22 protein-coding genes are annotated in these 25,012 nt (G+C 57.5%); 10 read left to right on the forward strand and 12 right to left on the reverse strand.

Annotated features, from left to right (window positions below; genetic code table 11):
- Positions 1-78: 78 nt before the first annotated feature.
- Both CQ018_RS04270 and CQ018_RS04275 read right to left on the reverse strand, forming a co-directional pair.
- Entirely contained in the window at positions 79-1,260 is a 1,182-nt protein-coding gene (locus CQ018_RS04270; RefSeq protein WP_219843992.1) for a Rieske 2Fe-2S domain-containing protein, read from the reverse strand.
- Between the two features lie 150 nt (positions 1,261-1,410).
- Positions 1,411-2,166 carry an SDR family NAD(P)-dependent oxidoreductase gene (locus CQ018_RS04275; protein WP_105548761.1) on the reverse strand — a complete coding sequence of 252 codons (756 nt, stop codon included), beginning with the start codon at positions 2,164-2,166 and terminating at the stop codon, positions 1,411-1,413.
- Positions 2,167-2,558: 392 nt separating this feature from the next.
- On the opposite strand from CQ018_RS04275, the gene CQ018_RS04280 reads away from it, so the two are divergent.
- Positions 2,559-4,025, forward strand: coding sequence for an MFS transporter (locus CQ018_RS04280; protein WP_258142400.1), 1,467 nt, complete (start codon positions 2,559-2,561; stop codon positions 4,023-4,025).
- A gap of 395 nt (positions 4,026-4,420) precedes the next feature.
- Positions 4,421-5,887: an MFS transporter gene (locus CQ018_RS04285; RefSeq protein WP_105548762.1), complete on the forward strand. Its 1,467-nt coding sequence runs from the start codon at positions 4,421-4,423 to the stop codon at positions 5,885-5,887.
- 213 nt (positions 5,888-6,100) lie between these two features.
- On the opposite strand, the gene CQ018_RS04290 is transcribed toward CQ018_RS04285, so the two are convergent.
- Positions 6,101-7,285, reverse strand: coding sequence for a thiolase family protein (locus CQ018_RS04290; RefSeq protein ID WP_105548763.1), 1,185 nt, complete (start codon positions 7,283-7,285; stop codon positions 6,101-6,103).
- Between the two features lie 261 nt (positions 7,286-7,546).
- On the opposite strand from CQ018_RS04290, the gene CQ018_RS04295 reads away from it, so the two are divergent.
- Both CQ018_RS04295 and CQ018_RS04300 read left to right on the forward strand, forming a co-directional pair.
- Entirely contained in the window at positions 7,547-8,317 is a 771-nt protein-coding gene (locus CQ018_RS04295) for a hypothetical protein (protein ID WP_105548764.1), read from the forward strand.
- The gene (locus tag CQ018_RS04300; RefSeq protein WP_181149728.1) at positions 8,314-8,760 is read left to right on the forward strand and encodes a nuclear transport factor 2 family protein; all 447 of its coding nucleotides are present in this window, start codon (positions 8,314-8,316) and stop codon (positions 8,758-8,760) included. Before CQ018_RS04295 ends, CQ018_RS04300 begins: the two co-directional genes overlap by 4 nt.
- Before the next feature lie 126 nt (positions 8,761-8,886).
- On the opposite strand, the gene CQ018_RS04305 is transcribed toward CQ018_RS04300, so the two are convergent.
- The 3 genes from CQ018_RS04305 to CQ018_RS04315 all read right to left on the reverse strand — a co-directional run bounded on the left by CQ018_RS04305 (position 8,887) and on the right by CQ018_RS04315 (position 12,117).
- Positions 8,887-10,101: an NADH:flavin oxidoreductase/NADH oxidase gene (locus CQ018_RS04305; RefSeq protein WP_105548766.1), complete on the reverse strand. Its 1,215-nt coding sequence runs from the start codon at positions 10,099-10,101 to the stop codon at positions 8,887-8,889.
- 76 nt (positions 10,102-10,177) lie between these two features.
- Positions 10,178-11,605, reverse strand: a complete 1,428-nt coding sequence (locus tag CQ018_RS04310; protein WP_105548767.1) for an MFS transporter — start codon at positions 11,603-11,605, stop codon at positions 10,178-10,180.
- A gap of 74 nt (positions 11,606-11,679) precedes the next feature.
- Complete coding sequence (locus CQ018_RS04315) at positions 11,680-12,117, reverse strand: thioesterase family protein (protein WP_105548768.1); 438 nt, start codon at positions 12,115-12,117, stop codon at positions 11,680-11,682.
- 454 nt (positions 12,118-12,571) lie between these two features.
- On the opposite strand from CQ018_RS04315, the gene CQ018_RS04320 reads away from it, so the two are divergent.
- On the forward strand, positions 12,572-13,387 hold the full coding sequence (locus tag CQ018_RS04320) for an SDR family oxidoreductase (protein WP_105548769.1): 816 nt from the start codon (positions 12,572-12,574) through the stop codon (positions 13,385-13,387).
- The gene (locus CQ018_RS04325; protein ID WP_105548770.1) at positions 13,387-14,607 is read left to right on the forward strand and encodes an acetyl-CoA C-acetyltransferase; all 1,221 of its coding nucleotides are present in this window, start codon (positions 13,387-13,389) and stop codon (positions 14,605-14,607) included. The genes CQ018_RS04320 and CQ018_RS04325 overlap by 1 nt, the downstream gene beginning before the upstream one ends.
- 200 nt (positions 14,608-14,807) lie before the next feature.
- Here the strand turns inward: CQ018_RS04325 and CQ018_RS04330 are convergent, their stop codons facing one another.
- Together CQ018_RS04330 and CQ018_RS04335 are read right to left on the reverse strand one after the other, a co-directional pair.
- On the reverse strand, positions 14,808-15,575 hold the full coding sequence (locus CQ018_RS04330; RefSeq protein WP_105548771.1) for a CoA-transferase subunit beta: 768 nt from the start codon (positions 15,573-15,575) through the stop codon (positions 14,808-14,810).
- Positions 15,568-16,440 (reverse strand): CoA transferase subunit A, encoded by an 873-nt coding sequence (locus CQ018_RS04335; protein WP_105548772.1) that lies wholly within the window; start codon positions 16,438-16,440, stop codon positions 15,568-15,570. The genes CQ018_RS04330 and CQ018_RS04335 overlap by 8 nt, the downstream gene beginning before the upstream one ends.
- Before the next feature lie 221 nt (positions 16,441-16,661).
- Here CQ018_RS04335 and CQ018_RS04340 point away from each other — a divergent pair, with 221 nt between their 5' ends.
- Positions 16,662-17,405 (forward strand): SDR family NAD(P)-dependent oxidoreductase, encoded by a 744-nt coding sequence (locus tag CQ018_RS04340; RefSeq protein ID WP_105548773.1) that lies wholly within the window; start codon positions 16,662-16,664, stop codon positions 17,403-17,405.
- Positions 17,406-17,470: 65 nt separating this feature from the next.
- Here CQ018_RS04340 and CQ018_RS04345 read toward each other — a convergent pair whose 3' ends face one another.
- From CQ018_RS04345 to CQ018_RS04360, 4 genes are read right to left on the reverse strand one after another with little or no spacing between them, the layout of a single operon-like run.
- Complete coding sequence (locus tag CQ018_RS04345) at positions 17,471-18,583, reverse strand: acyl-CoA dehydrogenase family protein (RefSeq protein WP_105548774.1); 1,113 nt, start codon at positions 18,581-18,583, stop codon at positions 17,471-17,473.
- A 7-nt stretch (positions 18,584-18,590) separates the two neighbouring features.
- On the reverse strand, positions 18,591-19,577 hold the full coding sequence (locus tag CQ018_RS04350) for an acyl-CoA dehydrogenase family protein (RefSeq protein ID WP_105548775.1): 987 nt from the start codon (positions 19,575-19,577) through the stop codon (positions 18,591-18,593).
- Positions 19,574-20,767 carry an acyl-CoA dehydrogenase family protein gene (locus CQ018_RS04355; protein WP_219843993.1) on the reverse strand — a complete coding sequence of 398 codons (1,194 nt, stop codon included), beginning with the start codon at positions 20,765-20,767 and terminating at the stop codon, positions 19,574-19,576. The genes CQ018_RS04350 and CQ018_RS04355 overlap by 4 nt, the downstream gene beginning before the upstream one ends.
- On the reverse strand, positions 20,764-21,621 hold the full coding sequence (locus CQ018_RS04360) for an enoyl-CoA hydratase (protein WP_105548776.1): 858 nt from the start codon (positions 21,619-21,621) through the stop codon (positions 20,764-20,766). Before CQ018_RS04360 ends, CQ018_RS04355 begins: the two co-directional genes overlap by 4 nt.
- A gap of 137 nt (positions 21,622-21,758) precedes the next feature.
- On the opposite strand from CQ018_RS04360, the gene CQ018_RS04365 reads away from it, so the two are divergent.
- The 3 genes from CQ018_RS04365 to CQ018_RS04375 are packed head-to-tail and all read left to right on the forward strand — an operon-like array spanning position 21,759 to position 24,893.
- A complete protein-coding gene (locus tag CQ018_RS04365) occupies positions 21,759-22,928 on the forward strand; it encodes an acyl-CoA dehydrogenase family protein (RefSeq protein WP_105548777.1) in 1,170 nt (389 codons plus the stop codon).
- On the forward strand, positions 22,925-23,728 hold the full coding sequence (locus CQ018_RS04370; RefSeq protein ID WP_105548778.1) for an SDR family oxidoreductase: 804 nt from the start codon (positions 22,925-22,927) through the stop codon (positions 23,726-23,728). Before CQ018_RS04365 ends, CQ018_RS04370 begins: the two co-directional genes overlap by 4 nt.
- Before the next feature lie 13 nt (positions 23,729-23,741).
- The gene (locus tag CQ018_RS04375) at positions 23,742-24,893 is read left to right on the forward strand and encodes an acetyl-CoA C-acetyltransferase (protein WP_105548779.1); all 1,152 of its coding nucleotides are present in this window, start codon (positions 23,742-23,744) and stop codon (positions 24,891-24,893) included.
- Positions 24,894-25,012: the final 119 nt, after the last annotated feature.

Genomic DNA, 25,012 nt, shown 5'->3' on the forward strand with positions numbered 1-25,012 from the left:
AGGAATTTCTCGAAGAATTCTCGGGGAGCGCCGGCATGGTCATCTCGGACCCGAATGAACAGGTTCCGGATTCGGTGGTTACTCGGCTGCTGAGGCAGCCTTTTCGATGTTGTCTTGAACCTCGACGGCCCAGCTTTCCAAGGCCTTGGTCGTATCCACCTCGAACTCGAAGCGTGCAACCATGTCCTCGGTGATGTCCTCGACATCAACGTAGAACTGCTCGTACCAGCGGCGAAGCTGGTAAACAGGGCCGTCTTCGGCCGTCAACAGAGGGTTCTCGATGCGGGTCTTGTGTTTCCAGATGGCCACGTCCTGCTTGAACTGGGTCTCCACACCCTCGGTGAACAAAGCAGCCATTTCGGCGGCCTTTTCCGGAGTCACACCGTCAACGGTCTTAACGCTGGTACCGAACTGGAGCACGAAGGAATCCGGAGAGATCGGGTAGTGGCAGTTAACCAGCTTGGTTTCAACCGTGGTGTCACCGGCGACGGTGTAGACGGTATCAAGCATGAAGGACGGACCATAGTAGGCCGCATCGGAGATAGTTTCGGAATCCGGGAGGTCAAACTGAACGCCGGTCTTGATATCTTCGCGGCCGGTTGAACGCATGTGCTGGGCCGCTACGTGACCTTCAAAAATATTCTTGAAGAACTGTGGCATCTGGTAGTGCACGTAGAAGAAGTGAGCCATGTCGACAACGTTGTCGACGATCTCGCGGCAGTTTGAACCCTTCACCACGAAGGTGTTCCAGGTCCATTCGCTCCACTGATCGGTGCCGTAGCCTGGGATTTCCGGGATCGTGATGTCGGCCGGTGGCGGGTTGCCCTGCGGGTCATTCCAGATAAAGAACAGACCATTCTGCTCCATGGTCTCCCAACGTGCGGTGCGGGCACGCATTGGTACACGCTGCGCGTATGGCACGGCCTTGCACTTGCCGTCGCCACCCCAACGCCAGTCATGGAATGGGCAGGAGATCTCGTCACCCTTGACGAGTCCCTGCGAGAGATCTCCACCCATGTGGCGGCAGAATGCGTCGAGCGCGTTGAGCTTGCCCTTGGTGTCTGCCCACACGACGATCTTGGTGCCAAAAACCTCAATCGAGTGCGGCTTGCCATCACGGAAGGTCTTGGCCAAGCCCAAGCAGTGCCAGCCACGTGCATAACGCGTGGGGTTCTTGCCCGAATCGATCAGACGTACTTCGTCGGAATCATCAAGATCGATCTCAACGACGTCCTTCTGGGCAGTCATTTCGGTGGTCATGACTTCTCCAATCTATGGTGGTTTGTTTTATTTTTTCGTTGCTTTGGTGCGAGTGAATGTTTTGGGTCCAGCTGATGGCTTCAACGGAATGAGAAAACGGTTCGTAAGTTGCAAGTCACTTCACGGTGCTTGATACGTTTGGCGGCGTGCTTAGCGCATCAGTACTTGACCGCCATCGACCGGAAGCGAATGCCCGGTGATGTAACGCGAGCTTTCAGAGCAGAGGAATACCACGGCCGGCCCAATGTCGGTTTCGCTGTCTCCTAGCCGACCAAGCGGAATGGTAGTCATGTACTCGGCAGATTCTTCCGGGTTGATCTTGGCCCAGTCTTCGAGCGCCGGTGAGTTTGCCAAGGGCAGGATTGCATTGACGCGAATACCATCTGCGGCCCATTCGCAGGCTGCGGTTCGGGTTAGTACGCGAATAGCTTCCTTTGCTGCCGCATAGCCGCCATAGCCGGACGGGTTCCACCGCACGCCAGCTGCCGAGCCGAGGTTGACGACGGTTCCATGGCCCCGCATATGCGGGTGGGAAGCGCGCATGAGTCGCCAGGTGGCCAGCGGCCCCGACTCCATGCCGCGGAAGTATTCCATTTCCGAGAGGTCCAACAGTTCGCCATGAACCGTGCTCTGCGCATTGTTTACCAGGATTGAGAGGCTGCCGAAATGTTCAACAACGTCCGTCACGAGCTGTTCGATCTGTTCTGGAATCAGCACGTCGCACGTGAATGCATGTGCCTCACCGCCTTCACTACGAATCTCCGCAGCGACGTCTTCTATTTTTTGCGAGGTCCGACCGACTATGGCCAAGCGAGCTCCCTCAGCAGCGAGGGCGCGGGCAATGCCACGTCCCACTCCTTGGCCCGCGCCGGTTACCAGCGCCACGCGGCCTGTTAGTACACCCATGTTTAGTGCTCCCTTTCGTCAAGGTATTAGGACACAGTTTGCACAGTAACGATGGGCAAAATCTTTGTTCATCCCACTCTCCGGGACTCCAAAGCCATGCTAGATGTGATCCGCAACATACTATTTTCGGACCGTTTGGCGGGAGAAAACACACTCCTTGTTGACATCACTAGTAAGCGGTAATAACAACCGGTTTGTCGTGATGCAGCAAGACGAGAATCCCGCAAAAACAGTGGGTCTAACCACGACTGCTTCGAGTAGATCGCCTGCAGAACTTGTAGAACTGCGCTCGAGAGTAGTCCAAATACATGTTTTTGAAGGACCAAGAATCTTCCCCTGGAACTGCAGGACAAATCTTGGATCCAATGATTTTTTAGCAGATAGGACACACCATGGCGTTGACTCGTCAACCACACGAAACGTCGAAGGCGAGTATGCCTGGCTATGCCAAAGTCATTGCTGTTTTACTAGTTGCGGAGTTTGTCGGCACCTTTGAATCGGCGATGATCTTCATTGCGCTTCCAAGCCTGATGCAAGATTTTCAGGCTGATGCCGCAGCGGTTGGCTGGGCCGTAACCGCGTTTCTTTTGGTCGCCGCCGCATCGGCAGCAATCTGTGGTCGCCTCGGTGATATCTATGGACGCAAGAAACTCTTGGTGATTGTCCTGCTGATCTCGGTAGTCGGCTCGATTATCAGCTTCAGCTTTGGTTCGTTGGAGGGCGTCATTATTGGACGTGCCCTGCAGGGCGCCGCCGGTGCCACATTGCCGCTGTGTTTGGGGCTGGCTCGGGAATCTCTTCCAAAAGCGAAAGTCCCCGGTGTCATTGCACTTATCGCGGGTTCATCATTTCTTGCGGGTGCCGGCGGAAATCTCATTGCCGGTATTTTGCTTGAAGTTGGAAACTGGCCGGCATTGTTCTTGGTTTCCGGAACCATGGGTGTCATTGCTGCAGCCTTGGTCCTATTCCTGCTCAACAACACTCACGTTTCACAGGGTACGAACCAAAAAATTGACTACATCGGCGGTATTTTGTTTGCCCCGGCGATTGCGTTGGTCCTATACGGGCTGACCAACTCCACGGCGTGGGGACTCTTCAGCGGCCGAACCATGGCCTTTGTCCTGGGTGGGCTTGCCGTGGCAGCACTGTGGTGCTGGTGGGAACTGCGTATTACAAACCCGATGATTAACCTACGGTTGATGCGCGCAAACAAAATGGCTCTGACACAGCTGTGCACGGCAATTCTTGGCATCGGTCCACTCGTTGCTGTGGGCGTATTGACGCCAATCATCTTGCTTTCACCAAGCACAGATCCGGTGGGCCTAGGGGTCTCACCATCGGTTGGTGGCATGATCATTTTTAGCGCTGCTGCATTATGCTTTATCGGATCGCCATTTAGTGGCCGGGTTGCTGCCGCAGTGGGGGCTCGCAGAGCCCTACTAGTGGGAATCGTGATCAGCCTTGTTGGATATGCGGTGATGTTCTGGGCACAACATAATGTCATCACGTTTGTGATTGCCACATACGTGATCTCGATTGGCACGATGTTTGCGTACACCGCATTCCCGAACCTTGTCGCTGAGGCTGTTCCGGTGCAGAACACCAGTGAGGGAATGGGTATTAATACGGTGACCCGAACCATTTTCATGGCAGTGGGTACCACCGTCATCACCATGGCGCTTGCCTCATCGACTGTCGCCGGCAGCACGGTACCAACAGAATCATCGTTCCTTCTGGCGTACATCATCATCGCTTCGACCTGCGTGGTGAGCTTCTTCTTGGCACTTCGTATCAAGGATGAAGCTGCGGATACAGCTCAAAGCACTGACCTAGCAGAGAAGGTTGCCGCGCTGGATTAATAGATTTGCTAGTGCCGGTGGTGAATGTCGTTGCCGTCGGTATTGGCTTGTAGGGAACCACCTCGCACTAGTGCTGGGGGGCCCTCGAATAACGCACAGCACGGAGAAATCTGTAGCTGAGCATCTGGGGCGCGAGGTTTAGAGCCATCCCCTCGCGCCACCACGTTACTGGGCCATCTGATAGCTGGGCTCGCCCAGTGACGTGGGCTAGAAAGCACCAACGCGTAGTGCGTCCCGTCCTTGGAAGGACGCCTATGCTGCCGGTGTTGTCCGTTGCCGGAGCCGCTGCGAACGCGCGAAACCGATTCGGACTGCTTCTTCTGTACGCATCAAATCAGCACCTGCATTTTGGGGACTGCTTTTCACTCATGCACCAATAACAGATTGGAAACACAATGGCGTCGTTTCTCCAGAAACAAAACCCGACGACGGTCAAAGCCGCAAGCTATGCCACCATCATCACTGTCCTGATCGCCACGGAACTTGTCGGCACCTTCGAATCGGCAATGATCTTCATCGCGATTCCCAGCCTCATGGCCGAATTCAACGCTGATGCTGCAACTGCAGGATGGGCTGCAACCTCATTCTTGCTAGTTGCGGCGGCCTCGGCTGCCATCTGCGGTCGACTCGGTGACGTGTATGGGCGTAAGCGCATGCTGATCATCGTCATGTCTATCTCGATTGTCGGGTCGATTATCAGCTTCTCTTCCGGCACCTTGGCCGGCGTGATCATCGGACGTGCCTTCCAGGGTGCAGCCGGTGCGACACTTCCGCTGGGACTGGGCATCGCCCGAGAGTCGCTGCCAAAGGAAAAGGTTCCCGGAGCGATTGCTCTGGTAGCGGCGGTATCCTTTATTGCCGGTGCCGGTGGTGCCTTGGCGGCCGGAATCTTGCTTGACCTCGGGAACTGGAAAGCGCTCTTCTTGGTGTCGGGTGTCTTGGCGTTGATTGCCACGGTCATGGCAGTGTTTATGCTGCGCCCATCGACCGGGCTACCCGAGGTACGCAAGAAGATTGACTACATTGGTGGGCTGCTGTTTGCTCCGGCCATCGCTTTGATCCTCTACGGACTAACGAACTCCTCGGCCTGGGGCATTACCGACAGCCGCACGCTTCAGTTCATCTTCGGTGGGCTCGCGGTAGCCGCAATTTGGTGCTGGTGGGAACTGCGTGTCGAAAACCCGATGATCAATTTGCGTCTCTTAAAGTCAAACAAGATGGCCTTGACTCAGCTGTGTACGGCAATCTTGGGCATTGGCCCGCTAGTTGCGGCATCGATTATCGGTCCAATGATCATGCTCTCACCGGTTGGCTCACCCGTTGGTCTGGGACTCACCGCTACCATGGGTGGTCTCATTATCTTTGGTGCGTCGTCAATCGCCTTTATCAGCTCGCCGATTAGCGGAAAGATCGCCGCAGTGTTGGGCGCACGTCAGGCACTTTTGATTGGCATTGTGACCATTACCGTCGGGTTTATTTTCCTCTTCTGGGCCCAGCACGGCCTCGTGACCTTCATTATCGCCAAGACCATCATCTTCATTGGCTCGATGTTCGCTTACACCGCGTTCCCGAACCTGGTCGCAGAATCGGTGCCTATGGAAAACACCAGTGAAGGAATGGGCATCAATACCGTTACCCGAACAATCTTCATGGCCGTGGGCACCACCGTTACGACGATGGCGCTGGCGTCATCGACAGTTCCAGAGACTCAGGTTCCCACAGAGGCAGCCTACAGTTTGGCTTACGCGATTATCCTCGGCACCTGTGTTGTCGGCTTCATTTTGGCTTTGCTTATCAAAGACAAAAAGGTAGAAGCTGCGGCGCCAGAAAATCCGGAGTTGGTATCTTCGCTTGAAGGATAAGGCGCCGGACTAGGGGGGTGCTAGCTGGGGAGCTCTTTTCCGTTGGTAGCTTGCATACGTAGCGGAAGATAGAACTTCATAGTATTACCTCTAGAACACCTAGGAGGGCTCCTGCGACAATGCGCGGGAGCCCTCCTATGATGTAAAAACTGTCTATTTTTGTAATCTCGGTGAAGAGCTGAAGGAAGACTGAAATCCTCTTAGCTTCCTCGGCTAACCGTCAAAGCGTTTGATCAAAGCAGCCAATGCCTGTCCGCCTCCGATACACATCGTGACAACCCCATATTCAAGGTTTCGGCGTTTGAGGTCTTTTGCCGCACGTAACAGCAAAATGGCACCGGTTGCCCCAATCGGATGCCCCAATGCGATGGCTCCACCGTAGGGATTGGTTCGTTCGGGATCTAACCTGGCATCACGGATAACCGCAAGCGCCTGAGAGGCAAAAGCCTCATTGAGTTCGATGGTATCGATGTCTTTGGGACTCAACCCGGTTTCGGCAAAAAGCTTGTGCAGGGCCAATGCCGGGGCAAATCCCATGATGCTGGGATCCAACGCGGCCGTGGTGACATGTTCCAAGGTAGCTAATCCAGTGAGACCCTGCTCGCGAACCAGACTCTGGGACATGAGGACTACCGCGGCAGCTCCGTCGTTGATACCCGAGGCATTGCCTGCGGTGACCGTGCCGTCGGCCCGAAATGCTGGACGTAGCGACGAGAGGCTTTCAATGGTTGTCTCGGCACGTGGATGCTCATCAAAGCTCACGGTAATCGGCTTGCCGCCCTCAATAGTGAACTCCGCAATTTCCTCGGAAAACGCGGATTTTGCCTCAGGTGTCGCTGCCCGTCGTTGGCTTTCGGCAGCAAACTCATCTTGGTCATGGCGTGAAACACCGTACTTTGATGCCACATTTTCAGCGGTAATACCCATATGCTGGCTGCTAAAAGGATCGGTCAACATGGCAAGGGTGCCATCGAGTAACTTCCTGTCACCCAACCGGGAGTTATTTCGAGCATTGAAGTCCAAGAACGGCATGCGAGACATTGATTCGGTGCCACCGGCAACGATTGCTTGAGCCGAGCCCCACGCTAGCTGCTGGGCACCGGACCAGATTGCCTGTAAGCCGCTACCGCAGAGTCGATTTACCGTGAATGCGGGAGTCGACACGGGTAGACCCGCTCCCAACGCGACCCGGCGGGCAATATAAGCATCGGCACCTACCTGCCCGACACATCCCATCACCACCTCATCAATGCTCTCGGGGCTAACACCGCTACGAGCCATTGCTTCACGAGCTGCAAAGGCGCCTAACTCATGGGCGGGAACAGATTTGAGGCTTCCGCCGTATCGACCCACCGGTGTTCGTGCTCCGTTGACAATGACAATTTTTTCTTTGAGCAAGGAGCTTTCCTTTGGCTAGCTGGGTTTAAAGTTTAGACAGGCACTGCCTAAATGCAGAGCCCAGAACATAGAGCGCTATCCGTTGTATCGATAGACCGCCCTTCTTATCTGGGCACGCTACGAAATTGGCGGGGATTGGTGTGTGGGTGATCCCGCTGTTTGGGATTCTTCCCCCGTAACTGGCCATGTCCGGTGACTATTGAAACTAAACATCAGTAGGTGTCATTGCCCTGCGAGGGGAATACAAAAGACCGGAATTACATGCTTTCTGAACTTGCTTTTTTCTCATTTGTTGAACTTGCCGATGCGTCCTTGCACGGCGAGTACAACCGTTGGCATCAACTTGATCACCGCCCGGAAAATCTTGCCCTGCCAGGGGTCGCCTGGGGGGATCGCTGGCAACGTGTTCAGGAGCCGGGTCTAGGGCTGAAACATGATCCGGTCTTTGCCGGTACGGACTTTGTGGCAATGTATTGGTTCCGGTCTCCAATTCGGGAAAGCGTCGCGGAATGGGACAAGCTGGGAGAAGCTTCGTTCCAATGGGGCCGCGGACCGATTATTCCCGGGGTTGAACGTCGCCTGCTGGCATTTTTCCGTCCGGTTAAGGGTTATGTAGCACCGCGGGTTTTGGTCAATGCCGATGTTCTTCCCTACCGGCCTAACCGCGGAATGCATATAACGCTGACTCGTTATGAGGAGCCACACGGATTGGCCGCTCATGAGTGCTTTGGTTGGGAAGACCGTCGAGTCATGCCGGGGTTGCTTGAGGTCGATGGTGTTGCCGGTGGGTGGACCTTTTCCTTTAGTCACGCGCAACAGCACACTACCTTGCCGTTTGCCGAAACAGTGACGCATCAGCCAGGGGAACTGCGCATCCGCTTGCTGTACTTGGATGGTGAACCTGAAGAAACCGGTGCGGCAATACGAGAAGCCGAACAGCGGATAACCGGGGAAGCTGCTGCACCAACTCAGGCGGGCGAGGTACTCTTTGCCTCGACGCTCAGCACAATTACTCCTTGGAGGGACTGGTGAAAAGCGTTGAAGAGCGTTTGCGAGCGTTAGAAGATCGCGCCGAAATCGTCGACCTGATTGCCAGCTACGGGCCACATGCGGACTCCGGAAACGGACGGGCAATTGAGGAGATGTGGGATGCGCAGGGCACTTACAGCTTTGACACCACGACCCTTGAGCATTCGCAGCTTGCCGGGTTGGTTGATTTTGAAACGCACCAAAACTATATGGCCGCGGGCTGCGCCCATATTCTCACGCCTCCCACGGTTCGAGTTGATGGTGATTGTGCGGTGGCGATTAACTACTCTTTAGTCTTTGTTAACCGTGAGGAACCGTGGCTTGCCGAACGCGTTAGTTCAAACCGCTGGCACTTGGTTCGCACCGAGGTGGGTTGGCGCGTCGCAAAACGTGAGAACCGGTTATTGACCGGAAATCCAAAAGCCTGGGAACTTCTGTCCAGATAACAGCTGGTCTATGAAGGGTTCCTGAGCCAATCCTGATAAGGCTGAGCTCAGTAAATGATTGATGGGTTGCTTCCCGCCTTGTAGGGGGAGACAACCCATCAATCATTTGGTAGGGGAGTTCTCTGACTAGATTCCCGAATACTGGTTAAAGCGGCTCAGTGGGGTCTCTCCGGACTCGGCCAGCTTTTCTAAGGAGTGCAGCCGCGGTCCTAGTGCACTGCCGTAGCGCTGGTGCCAGTGATCAAATTCGTCGGTGGCGTGGCTGCGGCGCGCATGATGAACCCAATTGGGGTTATCAAGCATTTCTCGTCCGAGTAACACAATGTCCGTGTAGCCTTCCTCGATCAGGAGGCTAGCCTGTTCCGGGTCGACAATGAACCCAACACAGGCAACTACCGCACCGGTTTGCTTCTTGAGCTCGCGTGCAAAATCGGCATGGAATGAGAACCCGCGACGCACGCGGGTGTCGGTTGAACGATCCGCGCTGATCCCGCCTGATGAGGTGTCGATGACATCGACGCCGGCAGCTACCGCACACCGTGCAAATTCGACCACGTCGTGCAGTCCCATGCCGCCTTCGGTCGCGCCGTCAACCGCAGAAACGCGATAGGAAAGAATCGTTTCATCGCCAAGTGCCTCACGTACGGCGCGAATTACTTCCAAGGGATAACGCATGCGCCTTTCGGCGTCCCCACCATAGGCATCGGTTCGTTGATTGGAAATCGGAGAGAGGAAAGAGTGTAGTAAGTATCCGTGGGCACCGTGCAACTCGATGAATCGGAAACCTGCACTGCGGGCCCGACGTGCGGCATCCGCCCATTGTTCGATGGACGCGGCAATCTCATCCGCGGTGAGTTCATGAGGTATCTGCCAACCCTCGGGACCCGCTGGTATTGATGAAGGACCGATAACCGGCCAGGGAGGTAACCCCATCGCCGCATCCGTATCGTCTAAGGGCGCGCCGGCAAACCAGGGCTCACGCACAGCGGCGCGACGCCCCGCATGACTGAGTTGGATCCCGGGGACCGAACCATTCGATTCGAGGAGGGACGCAATTCGGCGCATGCCCTCAAGCTGTTCATCCTTCCACAGCCCCAAATCGTGATGGGAGATGCGTCCTCGGGGCTCGATGGCTGTGGCCTCGACGATGACCAGGCCGGCCCCGCCCAGGGCAAAACGACCCAGATGTGCCAGATGGAAGTCGGAGACCATTCCGTCAACGGAACCATACATACACATGGGTGAGACCCCAGCACGCAACGGAAGGGTAGTGCCACGAATTGTTAGTGGCGCAAAGAGCGCCCGGGCACGGGGTTCTACGGAGTCCACGTCATTGTTCATGATGACACTGTACGAATCATCGAGATTTCTTTTTCGGCTAGGCCCGGTGGGTGGGATGAACCTATTCGCACCATGTTTATGCCTTAACTTGGGCGAGGGGTTTGGGTTCAGAGACGTGTGAATTCGCGGGCAGCAGTAAGGCAAGCAAAGCGGCCAAGGCGCAACTTGAAGCCAGTGCTGCGAAGGCAATAGACAGTCCTACCTCACCGATATGCTCGGTACCAGCGGAGCTGATAGCAAATGTTGAGACTACTAACCCGAACACGGCGCTGGCCACCGCACCGGAAAGCGTGCGAAGTAAAGAATTGATTCCATTGGCCGCAGCGGCCTGAGCTCGCGGAACATAACTCATGATCAATGCCGGCATTGCGGCAAAACTGAGCGCCGTCCCGACCCCCACCAATGTTGCACCAACAATGATTCCGGTCAGACTGTCGCGGACGAAGAATCGGAAAATAAATGCCAGAGCCATCACCGCGGAGCCCAGCGCAAGTACCATCCGCCCCTCGAATCGATTCAGTAGCATGCCGGCAACTGGGGAAAGCGAAGCCATTGCAAGCGCCGCAGGCACCATGGTGAGTCCGGCGACCGCAGGGCCAAGAGCCAGCCCCGCGCCGATCCCTTGTGGGGCCTGAACTTCATGAACGGTCAGTAGATGATTGCCAAACATGCCGAGGGCCGCAAAAAAAGTTGCCAGATTAGTTTGAAAAACTGGCCGTCGAAACGCTGTCCGAAGGTCGATCACCGCTTGTGGATGCCGTAACTGGTGAGGAACCCAGACGAGGAATGCCAGTAAGCCAAGTACCGCCAGGGAGAGCACCGCGGTGCTGGACCAACCCCAGGCTCCTCCCTTGGAAATCATCAGCAGTGCGCTGGCCAGCACCACTGCCAATAGCATTGCCCCGATGAAATCGAATCTTCCACCGGCGTATTGATTAGTCTCATGGACAATAAAGAACATGCAGGTACCGGCAAGCAAGCCGGCGCACACCGTGAACCAAAACAACGCTGCAACCCCAAAGGATTCACTAAGTGCGCCGGAGAGTAAAAGCCCGGCTGCCGACCCAACACCCAGAGTCCCGCTCATCAGCCCGACCGCTGAACCTGCGCGTTGCGGTGGCAAGATCTCGCGAAGCAGAGACATTCCGATGGGGACGATGGAACTTGCAAAACCCTGTAAGGCCCGTCCCACTAATACCCATGCAAAAGTCATTCCGCAGGCAGCGATCAGCGCACCGGAAACAAGTAGGCCGATAGATAGTAAAAGCAGGCGACGCCTGCCGTACATGTCGGCCATGCGGGTCAGTACCGGGGTGGCAACGGTGCCGGTAAGCAAGGTGATAGTGACGATCCACGTCGCATCGTTTGCTGAGATTTCTAAGGTCTCGGCCATGATGCCCAAAGACGGCACAAAGAGCGTGAATTGCAAGGAAGTGAGCATTCCGCTTGCCGCAAGGATTGCCACGGTAAGCCGGTGCGCACGGGTGGTCTGGCTTTGGTGCATCTGGAGGGTTGGTCCAATCGTTAAGTCGTGTTCAAGGCCTGCGCTCGCCGGGGTGGGTTGGGATTCTTTGTGGGTCAGTGAGCGCCAGCAGTGAGAACTTTCCGAAAGTTCTCCGGAATTCTGATTGATCGCTGATCCGGTGAAACCGTAACCAGCCAGTTTGATGCGGTAGCCACAAGGGTCGAATCGGCATGGCGCCACATTTCAAAGTCGAAGCGCACAGATGAGGTTCCAATTTCTCCGATACGCAGTTCAATGGTGATTTCTTCAAAGAGCCGCGCTGCTTGCAGATAGTCGCAATGTGTTGCTCGTGAAACCGTCCACCAACCAAAACGTTCAAGCAGAGTGTCCTGCCGAAAATCATTGAGGAACAACCATTCGGTTTGCAATGCCTCCATGCGGGGGAACCACGTTGCGTAATAGAGAATTCCGGCAGGATCCGTGTCTGCATAGCTGAGCCGCTGAGTGTGTTGATGGACAGGTGGTAAGCGCTGCGGGTCCTGTGTCGGCATCGTGCGTCCTTAGAAAAGTGGAGTTCGAGCGTGCAAGGTGACTGCCTAAAGCTTGAGACGGGTTGAGACCCGTGCCTAGATGTTCCCCGAGAAATAGTGAGAGATCGCCTCTTGCAGGTGGTTCGGCAAAATATACCAAACAAGTGCATGCTTGGTAATGGCAGGCAAAAGGCCTTATGCTCAATGTAGCAAGCGTTAGGTTGAGGATCTAGGGCGGTGGATACAGTGACGCTGAGGTCAGCTGCGGCCCCGGCCTTAGATCCCGCGAAGTCACACGGCGAGTTTTTGCGTTTTCGAGCGTGGCACCTACTCCGGGGTGGTGACTGAGTCGTTGGTGCGCGATTGGTGGCGCAGCCTAGGCGTACCCTTGCGGATAGGTTTCATCAACATAAAACAAGCGTTTGATTGGCTTGCGAAGGCTAAAGCAACGCATTGAAGGAAGGGCAGGGAAACGATGTCGATCGTCATTGACTATAAAGATCGGGTAGTGCTCGTTACAGGTGGCGCTCGTGGCGTGGGCGCAGGGATCGTGCAGGCGTTCCTTGACGCCGGCGCAGTTGTGGAGATCTGTGGACGCAGTCTGCCCGAAGTTGGGCACCCCGCTGGCAGCGATGCCGTGCATTTCACCGTTGTGGACGTGCGCAAGGCCGAACAAGTCCAAGAGTGGGTTGCGGATATTGAACGCCGCCGGGGACGTATTGATGTGGTGGTAAACAATGCTGGCGGTTCACCGTTCGGCCGCTTCGAAGAAGGTTCCGCGCGTTACCACCAGGCAATCACGGAACTGAACTTCTTGTCCGCGGCTCATGTAGCAAATGCGGTGCAACCGATCATGTTGCGACAGCCCGAAAAGGGTTCAATCGTGAACATTACCTCCATCAGTGCTCGCCGACCCAGCCCAGGGACGGCGGTTTATGGCGCTGCCAAGGCCGCATTGGAGAGCCTCACGGCCAGCCTTGCCGTTGAATGGGCTCCGCATATTCGTGTGAATGCCGTGAGCTGCGGATTAGTTGCGACGGAGGGCGCCGTGGATCACTACGGCGATGAAGAAAGCTTCGCTAAGGTCGCAGCAACTATCCCACGCGGTCAACTGGCCACCCCGAGTGATATTGGGGCAGCCTGCGTCATGCTGGCCTCGGATTTGTCCGCGCATATCACCGGCGCAGTACTTGATGTTGATGGCGGTGGTGAATGGCCGGCGTTCTTGGCCCACACCCCCAATGCCGATGTTTTGAAACCACTTGAACTAGCAGTAGAAGGAGCACACTGATGGCTGAGGCAGTAATCGTTTCCACGGCGCGTTCGCCGATCGGACGGGCATTTAAGGGATCCCTGCGTGAAATGCGCGGTGACGATCTTGCGGCACAGATGGTGCAGGCAGCACTTGCCGCGGTACCCGAACTTGACGCCAACACCATCGATGACTTGATGATGGGCTGCGCTCAGCCCGCCGGCGAGCAAGGCTACAATATTGCTCGCATGGTCGCGATGCAGCTCGGGCTCGATTCGGTGCCGGGAACCACGGTGCATCGCTATTGCTCATCTTCCCTGCAGACCACCCGCATGGCGTTCCATGCAATCAAGGCCGGCGAGGGAGATGCCTTTATTTCTGCCGGTGTCGAAACCGTTTCCCGCTTTGGTGCAGGAAAATCCGACGGAATGCCGGATACCAAGAACCCGGCATTCCTTGCCGCGATGGAACGCACCGCAGCGCTGACCGCGGACCCCACCTTGAGCTGGAGCGATCCTCGGCTCAAGGGAGAGCTGTCGGATATCTATATCGCGATGGGGGATACCGCCGAGAATGTTGCACAGTTGCGCAACGTTTCACGTGCGGCACAGGATGAATGGGCGGTGCTCAGCCACCACAAGGCAGAGGCAGCGGCGGCCCGGGGGTTCTGGGCCAAGGACATTACCCCGGTAACACTTGCCGATGGAACAGTTGTTTCAACGGATGACGGGCCGCGTGCCGGAGTGCAGCTGGAGAAGCTAGCCGGAATGCAGCCGGTGTTCCGTGAGCACGGAACCGTGACCGCGGCGAATTGCTGCCCGTTGAACGATGGAGCGGCGGCACTGGTGATCATGAGTGACACCAAGGCCAACGAATTAGGTCTCAAGCCCTTGGCACGCATTGTTTCCACTGGAGTTGCGGCGATGACCCCGGAGCTGATGGGCCTGGGCCCCGTGGAGGCGGTGCGCCGTGCGCTTTCCAATGCAAAGATGTCGATCAAAGACATGGACATCATGGAACTAAACGAAGCCTTTGCGGCCCAGGTATTACCGTCAATCGACGAAATTGGCATCGATCCGAACAAGGTCAACGTCAATGGTGGTGCGATTGCACTGGGCCACCCGTTTGGCATGACCGGTGCGCGCATGACCACCACTGCAATTAATGCTCTGCGGGAGCGCGACGAGCAATTTGCAGTGGAGACCATGTGCGTGGCCGGCGGCCAAGGCATGGCCTTGGTACTGGAACGCTTGAACTAGTAGCTGTGGGCGGAGGCGAAAGCCTCGGTCACAGGATAAGCGCGTGTCGTGGGAGGGGGTCCCGTGGCACGCGCTTATCTTTGCTCAAATATGGCATATCGCCGAGTGGCTGAACGTGTGGTTCATATGAGCAGCACACACTAAGGCTCGGGCCGGAAAGCTGCACTGCAGCTTTCCGGCCCGAGCCTTAGATATGATTTCTAGCCGACTGGCTGAGGCACCGGTACTTCGCGGTTCCGGGCCGCGCGTGGGTCGATGACCTCACGGATGAGACGTAGTTCCTCGTCGGTAGGGATGCGGGTTTCCGGGGCGGTTGAGGCATCCAGCGGGAAGCCGGTGTTGTCGGTGACTTCCTGTGGGTCAACGCCCGGGTGTACCGAAAGGACCTTGATGCGGCCGTTTTCGTCGAAGCCCAACACCGCAAGGTTGGTAATGATGACACCCAGGTGGTGGTGCTTGAGGCCGGCGGCCCGTGCCCTGTCGTTGCCAACACCGGAAACCATGTCTACCGACTCAACAAACAAGCGTGAACCGTGTCGGGCGATCCAGTAATCCACGCGGTGGTTGGCGGTGTTTCCCGGTGCCCCGCGTACGCCGATGAGCTGGCGCTTGGGCTTCTTCCAATCACCAATGAGCGAGATATTCTGGTTGCCGTACTGGTCAATCTGGCTGGCGCCCATGATGCTTTGGCGGCGGCCCGTGGCAACGATGTCAAAGATGCGGCTAAAGGGTGCCCAGCCTTCGATGGTTCCACCGTGTGCCGCGGACTTACCCAGTGCCGGCGGTTCACTCATCATGAAGGCTTCGCCGTCGCTGAGGATAATGTCCGGTGAGTGGGTGAGCTTGGCCAGGCGTGCACCAATGGTTGGGACAATGCCCACGGCGTGTGCCAGTAGCTCGCCAGATTCGCGGTAAATGTCCGAGCACGCTGCAACGCAGATCTCGGCAATGGTGACGTCGTTAGACAAGGGATTTCTCCTGTTCTGCATGGAAACGTTCAACTGCTGCATGGAAGGCGGCTTCATCGCCGGCAAGGAATTCTGCAGTAAAGGCATCCCAGGCCACCGGATCCTTGGCCGAGGCCACATAGTGCTTCTGGAAGAGCTCGTCACGACCGTAGTCGGGCTCGCAGGTGGTGAAATGCGCACCCTTGGGGGTTTCGATGACCCCGGTGACGTACATACGGCTGAGCATCAGGGTGTGGAAGGATCCCTCGTCGAGCAGGTTCTCGGTGGGAACGATCTTTTCGGTGCTGACAAAGGTCCGGGTTGCGGCCATTGCGTACAGATCATCAAAGTATGGATCCGGGCCCAGGAACTGGATGTTCCCGGCCGTGTCGGAGCGGTTGGCATGGATCAAGGCAACATCCATGGTGATGGCCGGAACAGCCACGTATTCGTCGTCCGAGTACGGGGACTTGATGGTCTTGAGGTGCGGATTCGCGGCAAGCACATCCGATCCGATGCCTGCCAGGGTGGGCAGGAAGGAAAGCCGGTTTGCCGCGGCACGCAGCCCGGTGACAAACATTCCCTCGTCGTATTCCTGCAGTTCAAGCTCGCCACGTTCGCGGGCCGCTGTGAACAGTGGATCCAGCGGGATGCTATCTAGGGTGACGAAGCCATAGATCAGCTTGCGGACCTTGCCCGCAGCCACCAGCAATCCAACATCAGGGCCACCGAGCGATACTACGGTGAGGTCCTTGACGTCGCTGCGCAGTAGTTCACGAACGATTGCCATGGGCTTGCGCCGTGATCCCCAGCCGCCGATGCCGATGGTCATTCCGGACTCAATTGACGCAACCGCATCACTGAGTTCTATTCGCTTGTCAGGCATGTGGTGTCCCTCATTTCTTAGAAAAATAATAAACCTAGCGCTCGCTTGGTTGTAAGGCTAGCATGTTCGGAAGAAGACCGGCAGGGGCCGTACCAGCTATCAGGATTGCCCCGACAAACCACTTTCACTTGGGACTGCTTTGCGGGCCGCCGGTTTTAGAAAACATGGGGGGCGAAGTCCCGTCCCACCGCACTCAAGAACCAAAACATTGGAGAAAACAGATGGAAAACGATCCAATTATCGACCTGAAAAACAAGGTCATCGTGCTTACCGGCGCCGCCGGCGGGCAAGGAATATCCCACGCCCGAATGCTGCACGGGCTCGGCGCCAAGCTGGTGCTTACCGATCTTGAAGAAACAGAAGTAGCGTTGCTGGCCAACTCCTTGGGAGGCAACGCCATAGCGCTGAGTCATGACGTCAGCTCGCCGGCGGACTGGGGTAAAACAGTGGATGCCGCGGTGGAAAATTTTGGCCGCATCGATGTCTTGATCAACAACGCTGGCATAGCCCCGGTCGGCGAACTCGCCGCAACCAGTGAATCGCAACTACGCAGAACCCTGGATATTAATCTTGTGGGCCCGATGCTCGGCATGCAGGCGGTATTGCCGGCCATGCGCGAGAAAGGCGGCTCAATCATCAATATCGCCTCGACCGCAGCCCTCGTGGGTTATCCGGGCCGAGCACCCTACGTTGCCTCAAAATGGGGTCTGCGCGGGGTAGGGAAATCCGTGGCCCGGGAATACGCGGAATTTGGCATCCGCGTCAATACCATCTGCCCGGGTGCCGTTGATACAGTCATGAGCGATCCAGATACCCGTGCTGGAGTCGGCATGATCACCCAAAATCCGATTCCGCGGGCGGGCCAACCACGAGAAATCTCAACCATGGTAGCGTTCCTGGCCAGCGAGGCAAGCAGTTACTGCACCGGCCAAGACTTCGTGATCGATGGCGGTTCGACGGCATAGCCCAGCCTCCCGGTTGCGGTGTTCGCCTTCGCTAAGGCAACCGCAACCGGGACACTTTTTAGCTTCTAGGCCGCGCTAATTCCCAACAGGGCACCTAAGCGCCGCCGATGTGAGCGCGCCTGTCCAAAGAGCTGCGCCGTTGCGTGGGCCCGTTTGAAGAGCAGCTGGGCATCATGCTCCCAGGTGATGGCGATGCCACCATGTAGCTGCACACATTCCGAGGCGATGTGCTCAAGTGCGTCAGAACACCATGCCGCCGCGGAAGCCGCCCGCTCAGCTAAATCCGGGGCATCGGTGCCGGCGGACCACGCCGCCGCCCAGGCTGCGGTACGCGCGGTTTCCACCTGCACCAGCATGTCGGCCATGCGGTGCTTGAGTGCCTGGAAGGAGCCAATCTGCCGGCCAAACTGGACCCGTTGCGTGGAATATTCAACTGTCATATCCAGCCCACGCCGTGCCGTCCCGGATTGCAGGCAAGCCCGTGCAACAAGTGCAATATCCCGGATCTTTTCTAGCGCTTCACCGGCATCCAGCAATAGTGGCCGGGCCGCAACATTCGAAAAATTCAGTGTTGCAAAGCTCAGCGTACTGTCCATTGCGGGGGTCTGCACTCGAGCGATACTCTGGGCATCAATCACCTCAAAGAGCCCGATGCCGGCCGGGGTGGAAGCAACCGCCAAGACAATATCCGCGTATTGCCCATCAAGCACCAAACTGGCGGTTCCATTAAGTACCCACCGATCATGCTGGGTGGCGGTGATGTCGCTGCCCGTGGTTTCCCACTGACCCTGTGTGGTTGCCCAGGCCAGCGTTGCAATGCTGTTTCCCTCGGCGATAGCTGGCAGCAGCCGCTCATTGGCCTCTGCATCTCCTGCCTCGAGCAGCGCCGCGGTTGCCAGCACTCCGGAAGCCAAAAGAGGGTTGGGGGCCAGGTGATAGCCGAGCACCTCTAGAGCCAAACCGGTTTCAATCCAGCTACAACCCGCACCGCCATACTCCTCCGGGATCGCCAGCGAGGCGACCCCGACCTCTTGGGCAAGTATGCGCCAAAGATCCTTGTCATAGCCGAGCTCTGACTCTGCACCCTGGCGCACTGCGGCGGAATCTGCGTGGCGTTCCAGAACCGCATGAAGGGTCTTGGCTAGCTCGTTTTGTTCGTCGGTCAGTGAGAAATCCACGGTGCTCTCACGCAACCGGGGCTAGCTGGGAAATGGGAGACATGATGAAAGAAGCCACCCGATTGCGGTGGTACCTGGCGGTGCCCCACGCGCCCAGTAGGGCATGCACGCGGGTAATCCACAGACTCAGATCATGTTCCTGGGTGTAGCCGATGGCCCCGTGAACCTGCAGTGCCACACGTGCGGCAAGCAGCGCCGCGTCGCCCGCGGCAACCTTTGCGGCGGAGACGCTGCGCGGACCCGCCGGGCTACCCAGATCCAGAGCGGCGCCATTGATCAAGGGGCGGACGAAGGTCAGTGCCACCCGAACATCGGCCAATTGATGCTTAAGCGCCTGGTATTCGCCGATGGTACGACCAAATTGCTGACGGATTTTCGCGTATTCGACGGCCTCATGGAGCAGGCGTTCCCCGGCACCCAACAAGACGGCGGCACAGCCCAGCGTGGCCCGGTCGATGGCGGTAGCCACCAGCTGCTCATCGAGTGCCGCCGCACTTTCCGTTGCCCGCAGTTCGCTGAGTGTGCGGGTCTCGTCGATGGACTTCATTGGTTCACCGGCCGTGGCCGGCGAGAGGGAATCCGGGTTCACAATGTAACTGTGAGTGCTGGATGCCGAATCGAGTGCATAGGTGAGCAAACCGGGGATCGCGGCGGTGGCGATGACCGAACCGTCTACCAGCCCCTCGCGAATTGCCGGGTTTACCAAATTAGGGAGCAGCGCCGCAGATTCTAGGTATGGTCCGGGGACCGCGTGATAGCCCAATCGTTCAAAGGCCACCACCAGATCAACCGGGGTGCCGCCCATGCCGCCGTCGGCCTCGTCGACGCAGAGACCTAGTAAGCCCAGCTCGGCGAGCTGGGCCCAAAGCTCTTGCCCCGGGGCCAAATCACCTGCGGCCCAAGTGCGGGCAACGTTGGTTCCACCGGCCCCCTCGATGACCTGCTCGATGGCCTCTGCTAGGGCACGTTGTTCGTCGCTAATCACGAATTTCATGACGATTTCCTTCCGTCGCCGCCACGGGGCAGGCCAAGTAGACGTTCTGCGATGATGTTGCGTTGGATTTCGTTGGTTCCCGCATAGATGGGGCCACCCAGGGAGAAGACGTAGTCCTCAATCCAGCGACCATTGGAGACCGCCGAGGGACCGCGAAGTTCGGCCTCGGGACCCAGCAGCGCGAGTGCTGTTCCATGCAATTCAATGTCCAGTTCGGACCAGAACACCTTGTTGACGCTTCCCTCGGCACCCACGTCACCACCGTTCTGCAGGGTGCTGACGGTGCCCCACGTGTAAAGTCGGTAGGCCTCGGACTTGATCCATGCATCTACCACCGCATCTTGAGCAAACGGTTCCTGTTCCTGATGGGTATGCCAGAGATCGATCAGACGATCGGTAGCGGCGCAGAAGCGACCCGGGGAGCGAAGCGAAAGCCCGCGCTCGTTGCCCGCGGTACTCATGGCCACCCGCCAACCATCGCCGGGCTCGCCGAGTACATCCTCATCGGCAACGAAGACATCATCAAAGAAAATTTCGGCAAAACCGGTGGTGCCATCCAACTGGGCAATCGGGCGGATGGTGATGCCCTCGGCATCCAGCGGGAACATGAAGTAAGTCAGACCGCGGTGACGCTGGGCCTCGGGGTCCGAACGAAATAGCCCAAAGCCCCGGTCCGCCCAGGGGGCACGGGAACTCCAGGTCTTTTGGCCGTTAAGAATCCAGCCGCCGCGTTCCTCATCGCGCCGCGCGGTGCTGCGGATGGAGGCCAGGTCACTGCCGGAACCGGGCTCGGACCAGGCCTGTGCCCAGATCAGCGAACCGTCGGTCATGGGACGCAGGAAGCGTTCGCGTTGTGCGTCGGTGCCATGCCCAAAAAGGATTGGTGCAAGTAATGAAATACCGTTTTGAGCGACGCGGGTTGGTGCGCCGGCGCGGTAGTACTCTTCCTCGAAGAGTACCCATTCGATGAGTCCGGCTCCGCGGCCACCAAATTCTTCGGGCCAGGAGACCACCGACCAGCCGCCGCGGGCTAGTTCCGCTTCCCACTGGCGGTGAGCCTCAAAGCCTTCGGCGGTGTCCATTGAGGGCAGGGGTGTTGCGGGAACATGCTCGGCTAGCCAGGCGCGTGCCTCGGCAGCAAAAGCGAGCTGTTCCTCGGTCAAATCAAGGTTCATTGTTTCGGTATTCATGATTGTGTAGCCGCCTCACGCATGCTCTTGGCTCCCATTCCGGCCAGCGAATCCTTGCCGACCTCCGCGTTGTGTGCATGGGCCGCATGATGCAACCCAAAGACTGAGTCCATGCCGGCACGCATGCCCTGCAGGTCCTCTACTTGGTTTACTGCTTTTTTGGTGAGGGCAAGTCCTAGGCGTGGCATTGCGCCGATACGCTCGGCCATCTCAAGGACTGTTTTCTCAAGCTCGGCGACCGGAACCACGTGGTTCACCATGCCCAGATCATGGGCTCGCTGGGCGCTGAAACGGTCCCCGGTAAAGAGGAATTCCTTGGCGGCGCGGGGGTTCATGACCCACGGGTGAGCAAAGTATTCGACGCCGGGGATTCCCATGCGTACCACCGGATCGGAGAAGAATGCATCCTCGCTGGCGATGATGAAATCACATGACCAAGCCAGCATGAGTCCGCCGGCAATGCACGCTCCGTGGATCATGGCGATCATTGGCTTGGGGATTTCACGCCAGCGTCGGCACATTCCCAGATAAACCTCGGATTCCCGGGCAAAACGGGAGTCAACGCCCTCGGTTCCCACATGGTCCCACCACATGACCGCCTTGCGTTCAAAGCTCTGGTCGGCATCCCGCTCCGGGGTGCCGATGTCATGTCCGGCGCTGAAGTGCTTGCCATTTCCGGCCAACACGATGACCTTCACCGCGTCATCGTTGACTGCCCTGGTAAATGCGGCATCTAGCGCATAAGTCATCTTCGAATTCTGCGCGTTTCGGTAATCGGGCCGGTTTAGCCGCACGATTGCCGTGGATCCGCGCACCTCGTAGGTGATGACGTCCTGAACGTTGTTCTCACTCATCGTTACGCTCCCTTCCTGCCTCACATGGTCAACTGGAAAACTTGTCTGAGACTAGACTAACCAAACAAGTGCTTGGTTTGCTAGCATAAGCGAAGTTTGAACATGTGACCAACGGATATCGAGAGTGAGGTGTAACCGTGGATCTGAACTATTCGATTCAAGACAATGAGTTTCGGCAAGAGATCCGCCAATGGCTCAAATCAAATCTTGTCGGCCGATTTGCCCACCTGCGCGGCCTAGGCGGTTCGGGCCGAGAACATGAGGCTTTTGAGGAACGCCTGGAATGGAACCGTCACCTGGCGGCACACGGCTGGAGCTGTGTCAGCTGGCCCAAGGAATACGGTGGGCGTGGGCTGAGCCTGCAACAACAAGTCATTTTTCATGAGGAATATGCTCTGGCCAATGCACCGGCCCGGGTGAATCATCTCGGTGAGGAATTGCTAGGCCCAACCCTGATTGCCTTCGGCACAGCGGAACAACAGGCTCGATTCTTACCACGCATCATTGCCGTTGAGGACCTCTGGTGCCAGGGATACTCGGAGCCCGGCGCGGGCTCGGACCTTGCCGCTGTTTCTACCAAGGCCAGGTTAGACGACGGAGCATGGATCATTGACGGGCAGAAAGTTTGGACCTCGCTGGCACACACCGCCAACTGGTGCTTTGTCATTGCCCGCACCGAAGAAGGATCGCAAAAGCATCGCGGACTGTCCTACCTGCTGGTTCCGATGGACCAGGATGGCGTGGAAATTCGGCCGATCCTGCAGTTGACCGGAACCTCGGAATTCAACGAAGTGTTCTTTGACGGTGCCACAACCGATGAGGACCTTGTTGTTGGTGAACCGGGTGCCGGTTGGTCGGTAGCCATGGGAACCCTCGGATTTGAGCGCGGGGTATCCACGCTGGCTCAACAGATCGCGTTCCAGGGAGAGCTGCAGGTCATTATCGATCTTGCGCGCAGCAACGGTGCCATCAACGACCCGCTGATCCAAGACAGAATTGTCCAGGCCCATATGGGCCTAGACATGTTGCGCATGCATGGGTTACGCACGCTGAGTGGCGAACAAGGCATCGAAGCCTCAATCACCAAGTTGTTGTGGGCACCGTGGCACCGTTCACTGGGCGAGTTGGCCATGGCGGTTGCCGGTTCCGGCGGCCTAACTGTGGCCCAAGCCCCGTACGAACTTGATGAATTACAGGCCCTGTATCTCTTTAGTCGAGCCGACACCCTCTACGGTGGCTCGGACGAAATCCAACGAAACGTAATTGCCGAGCGTGTGCTCGGCTTGCCCAAGGAGGCACGAGTATGACCGTGACACGCATTGCACAACCAGCTCCCGAATACGTCAAGGCCCACGGCTTGCTCGCCGGTCGCCGCGTGGTGATCACCGCCGCCGCGGGTGCCGGAATCGGTGCCGCAGCAGCGCGCCGCTGCCTCGAAGAAGGTGCCGCGCTGGTGGTTTTGGGTGATACCCATGCCGGGCGCCTCGAGGCATCCGCCACCGAACTTGGCACGGAATTCGGCGCCGATCGTGTACGTTTCGCAGTATGCGATGTCACCGATGAGGCCCAGGTCCAAGCCCTTCTGGACGTCGCGGAGGAAGCCGGCGGGGTTGATGTCATGATCAACAATGCCGGGCTGGGCGGTACCGCTTCCATCTTGGAGATGGAAGACGAGCAGTGGGACAAGGTCCTGAGCGTCACGCTGACCGGAACCTTTCGTTCGGTGCGTGCGGCAAGCCAGCGTATGGTCAAAAACAACACCAAGGGCGTGATCATTAACAATGCCTCTGTCATTGGTTGGCGCGCCCAGGAAGGCCAGGCCCACTACGCCGCGGCAAAGGCCGGCGTCATGGCATTGACCCGTTCCGCGGCCATGGACGTGGCACCGCATGGAATTCGCATTAATGCGGTGGCTCCTTCCTTGGCCATGCATCCATTCCTTGCCAAGGTCACCTCCGAGGAATTACTTGAGCAGCTGACCTCCCGTGAGGCCTTTGGCCGGGCGGCCGAACCCTGGGAAATCGCCAATGTCATGGTGTTTTTGGCCAGTGACTATTCCTCGTACATGACCGGTGAAGTCGTCCCGGTCAGCAGCCAACAGGCATAAAGGAGCAAGAAAAATGAGCGAAGCCTACATTATTGATGCTGTACGCACTCCGGTGGGACGCCGCGGCGGTTCCCTGGCAGAGATTCACTCCGCAGACCTTGGAGCGCACGTGATTGCCGCGCTAATGCAACGCACCGGAGTCGATCCGGGGGCGGTTGACGACGTGATCTTTGGTTGCACCGACACCCTCGGTTCACAGGCGGGCGATATTGCCCGAACCGCGTGGCTGGTCGCGGGCCTTCCGGATCATGTTCCGGGGGTAACCATCGACCGTCAGTGTGGTTCCAGCCAGCAGTCGGTGCACTTCGCGGCGCAGGGTGTCATGTCCGGAACCGCGGATCTGATCATTGCCGGCGGTGTACAGAATATGTCCGCAATCCCGATTTCTGCCGCCATGATCGCCGGTTCAGACTTCGGATTCACCACCCCGTTCGCCGAATCCCCGGGTTGGGTGGCCAGATACGGGGATCAGGAAGTATCCCAATTCCGTGCCGCGGAAATGATCGCAGAAAAGTGGGACGTTGCCCGCGAGACCATGGAGCAGTTTGCACTCGAAAGCCACCAGCGTGCCGCAACTGCAGCAGACGAAGGACGTTTTGACGCAGAAATTGTTCCGCTCAATGGGCTGGAACAGGATGAAACCATCCGCCGGGGGACCACCCTGGAGAAGATGGCGTCGCTGGATACGCTCTCGGAGGGCGGTCGGTTGACAGCCGCTGTAGCTTCGCAGATTTGCGACGGTGCCAGCGCCATGCTGATTGCCTCACAAAAAGCCGTCGATGAGCATGGGTTGAAGCCGCGCGCCCGCATTCACCACATCTCGGTACGTGCCGATGATCCGGTGTGGATGCTCACCGGTCCAATCCGCGCTACCAAGTACGCGCTGGAACGAGCCGGTATGAGTGTTGACGAGATTGACCTCTTTGAATGCAATGAGGCGTTTGCGCCGGTGGTGCTGGCCTGGATGCAGGAGCTTGGCATTGACCGCAGTAAGGTCAACGTCAACGGTGGCGGCATCGCGCTGGGGCACCCGATTGGTGCCACCGGCACCCGTTTGATGACCACGCTGCTCAATGAGCTTGAGCGCACCGAGGGCCGTTTTGGTCTGCAGGTGATGTGTGAAGGCGGCGGGCAAGCCAACGTCACCATCATCGAACGACTCTAATTCGGGAGCTCCAAAAACCCGGGACCTGTCGAGCACAATGGTGTGGATCGACAGGTCCCGTTCGGTCGTGTGTCTCGAATAAATGCGCACACAGTGGGTCTGAACCCTAAGCTCTGTTT

Origin of the sequence: Arthrobacter sp. MYb227, from assembly GCF_002975435.1 — a bacterium.
Taxonomy (GTDB): domain Bacteria; phylum Actinomycetota; class Actinomycetes; order Actinomycetales; family Micrococcaceae; genus Paeniglutamicibacter.

Coding starts and splice junctions, on each gene's coding strand:
- CQ018_RS04340 (WP_105548773.1), top strand. CDS start 16,662: ATGGAAAACGATCCAATTATCGACCTGAAAAACAAGGTCATCGTGCTT.
- CQ018_RS04295 (WP_105548764.1), top strand. CDS start 7,547: ATGCTTTCTGAACTTGCTTTTTTCTCATTTGTTGAACTTGCCGATGCG.
- CQ018_RS04335 (WP_105548772.1), bottom strand. CDS start 16,440: ATGCCTGACAAGCGAATAGAACTCAGTGATGCGGTTGCGTCAATTGAG.
- CQ018_RS04310 (WP_105548767.1), bottom strand. CDS start 11,605: ATGCACCAAAGCCAGACCACCCGTGCGCACCGGCTTACCGTGGCAATC.
- CQ018_RS04275 (WP_105548761.1), bottom strand. CDS start 2,166: ATGGGTGTACTAACAGGCCGCGTGGCGCTGGTAACCGGCGCGGGCCAA.
- CQ018_RS04350 (WP_105548775.1), bottom strand. CDS start 19,577: ATGAAATTCGTGATTAGCGACGAACAACGTGCCCTAGCAGAGGCCATC.
- CQ018_RS04285 (WP_105548762.1), top strand. CDS start 4,421: ATGGCGTCGTTTCTCCAGAAACAAAACCCGACGACGGTCAAAGCCGCA.
- CQ018_RS04375 (WP_105548779.1), top strand. CDS start 23,742: ATGAGCGAAGCCTACATTATTGATGCTGTACGCACTCCGGTGGGACGC.
- CQ018_RS04280 (WP_258142400.1), top strand. CDS start 2,559: ATGGCGTTGACTCGTCAACCACACGAAACGTCGAAGGCGAGTATGCCT.
- CQ018_RS04320 (WP_105548769.1), top strand. CDS start 12,572: ATGTCGATCGTCATTGACTATAAAGATCGGGTAGTGCTCGTTACAGGT.
- CQ018_RS04325 (WP_105548770.1), top strand. CDS start 13,387: ATGGCTGAGGCAGTAATCGTTTCCACGGCGCGTTCGCCGATCGGACGG.
- CQ018_RS04355 (WP_219843993.1), bottom strand. CDS start 20,767: ATGAATACCGAAACAATGAACCTTGATTTGACCGAGGAACAGCTCGCT.
- CQ018_RS04305 (WP_105548766.1), bottom strand. CDS start 10,101: ATGAACAATGACGTGGACTCCGTAGAACCCCGTGCCCGGGCGCTCTTT.
- CQ018_RS04370 (WP_105548778.1), top strand. CDS start 22,925: ATGACCGTGACACGCATTGCACAACCAGCTCCCGAATACGTCAAGGCC.
- CQ018_RS04360 (WP_105548776.1), bottom strand. CDS start 21,621: ATGAGTGAGAACAACGTTCAGGACGTCATCACCTACGAGGTGCGCGGA.
- CQ018_RS04315 (WP_105548768.1), bottom strand. CDS start 12,117: ATGCCGACACAGGACCCGCAGCGCTTACCACCTGTCCATCAACACACT.
- CQ018_RS04270 (WP_219843992.1), bottom strand. CDS start 1,260: ATGACCACCGAAATGACTGCCCAGAAGGACGTCGTTGAGATCGATCTT.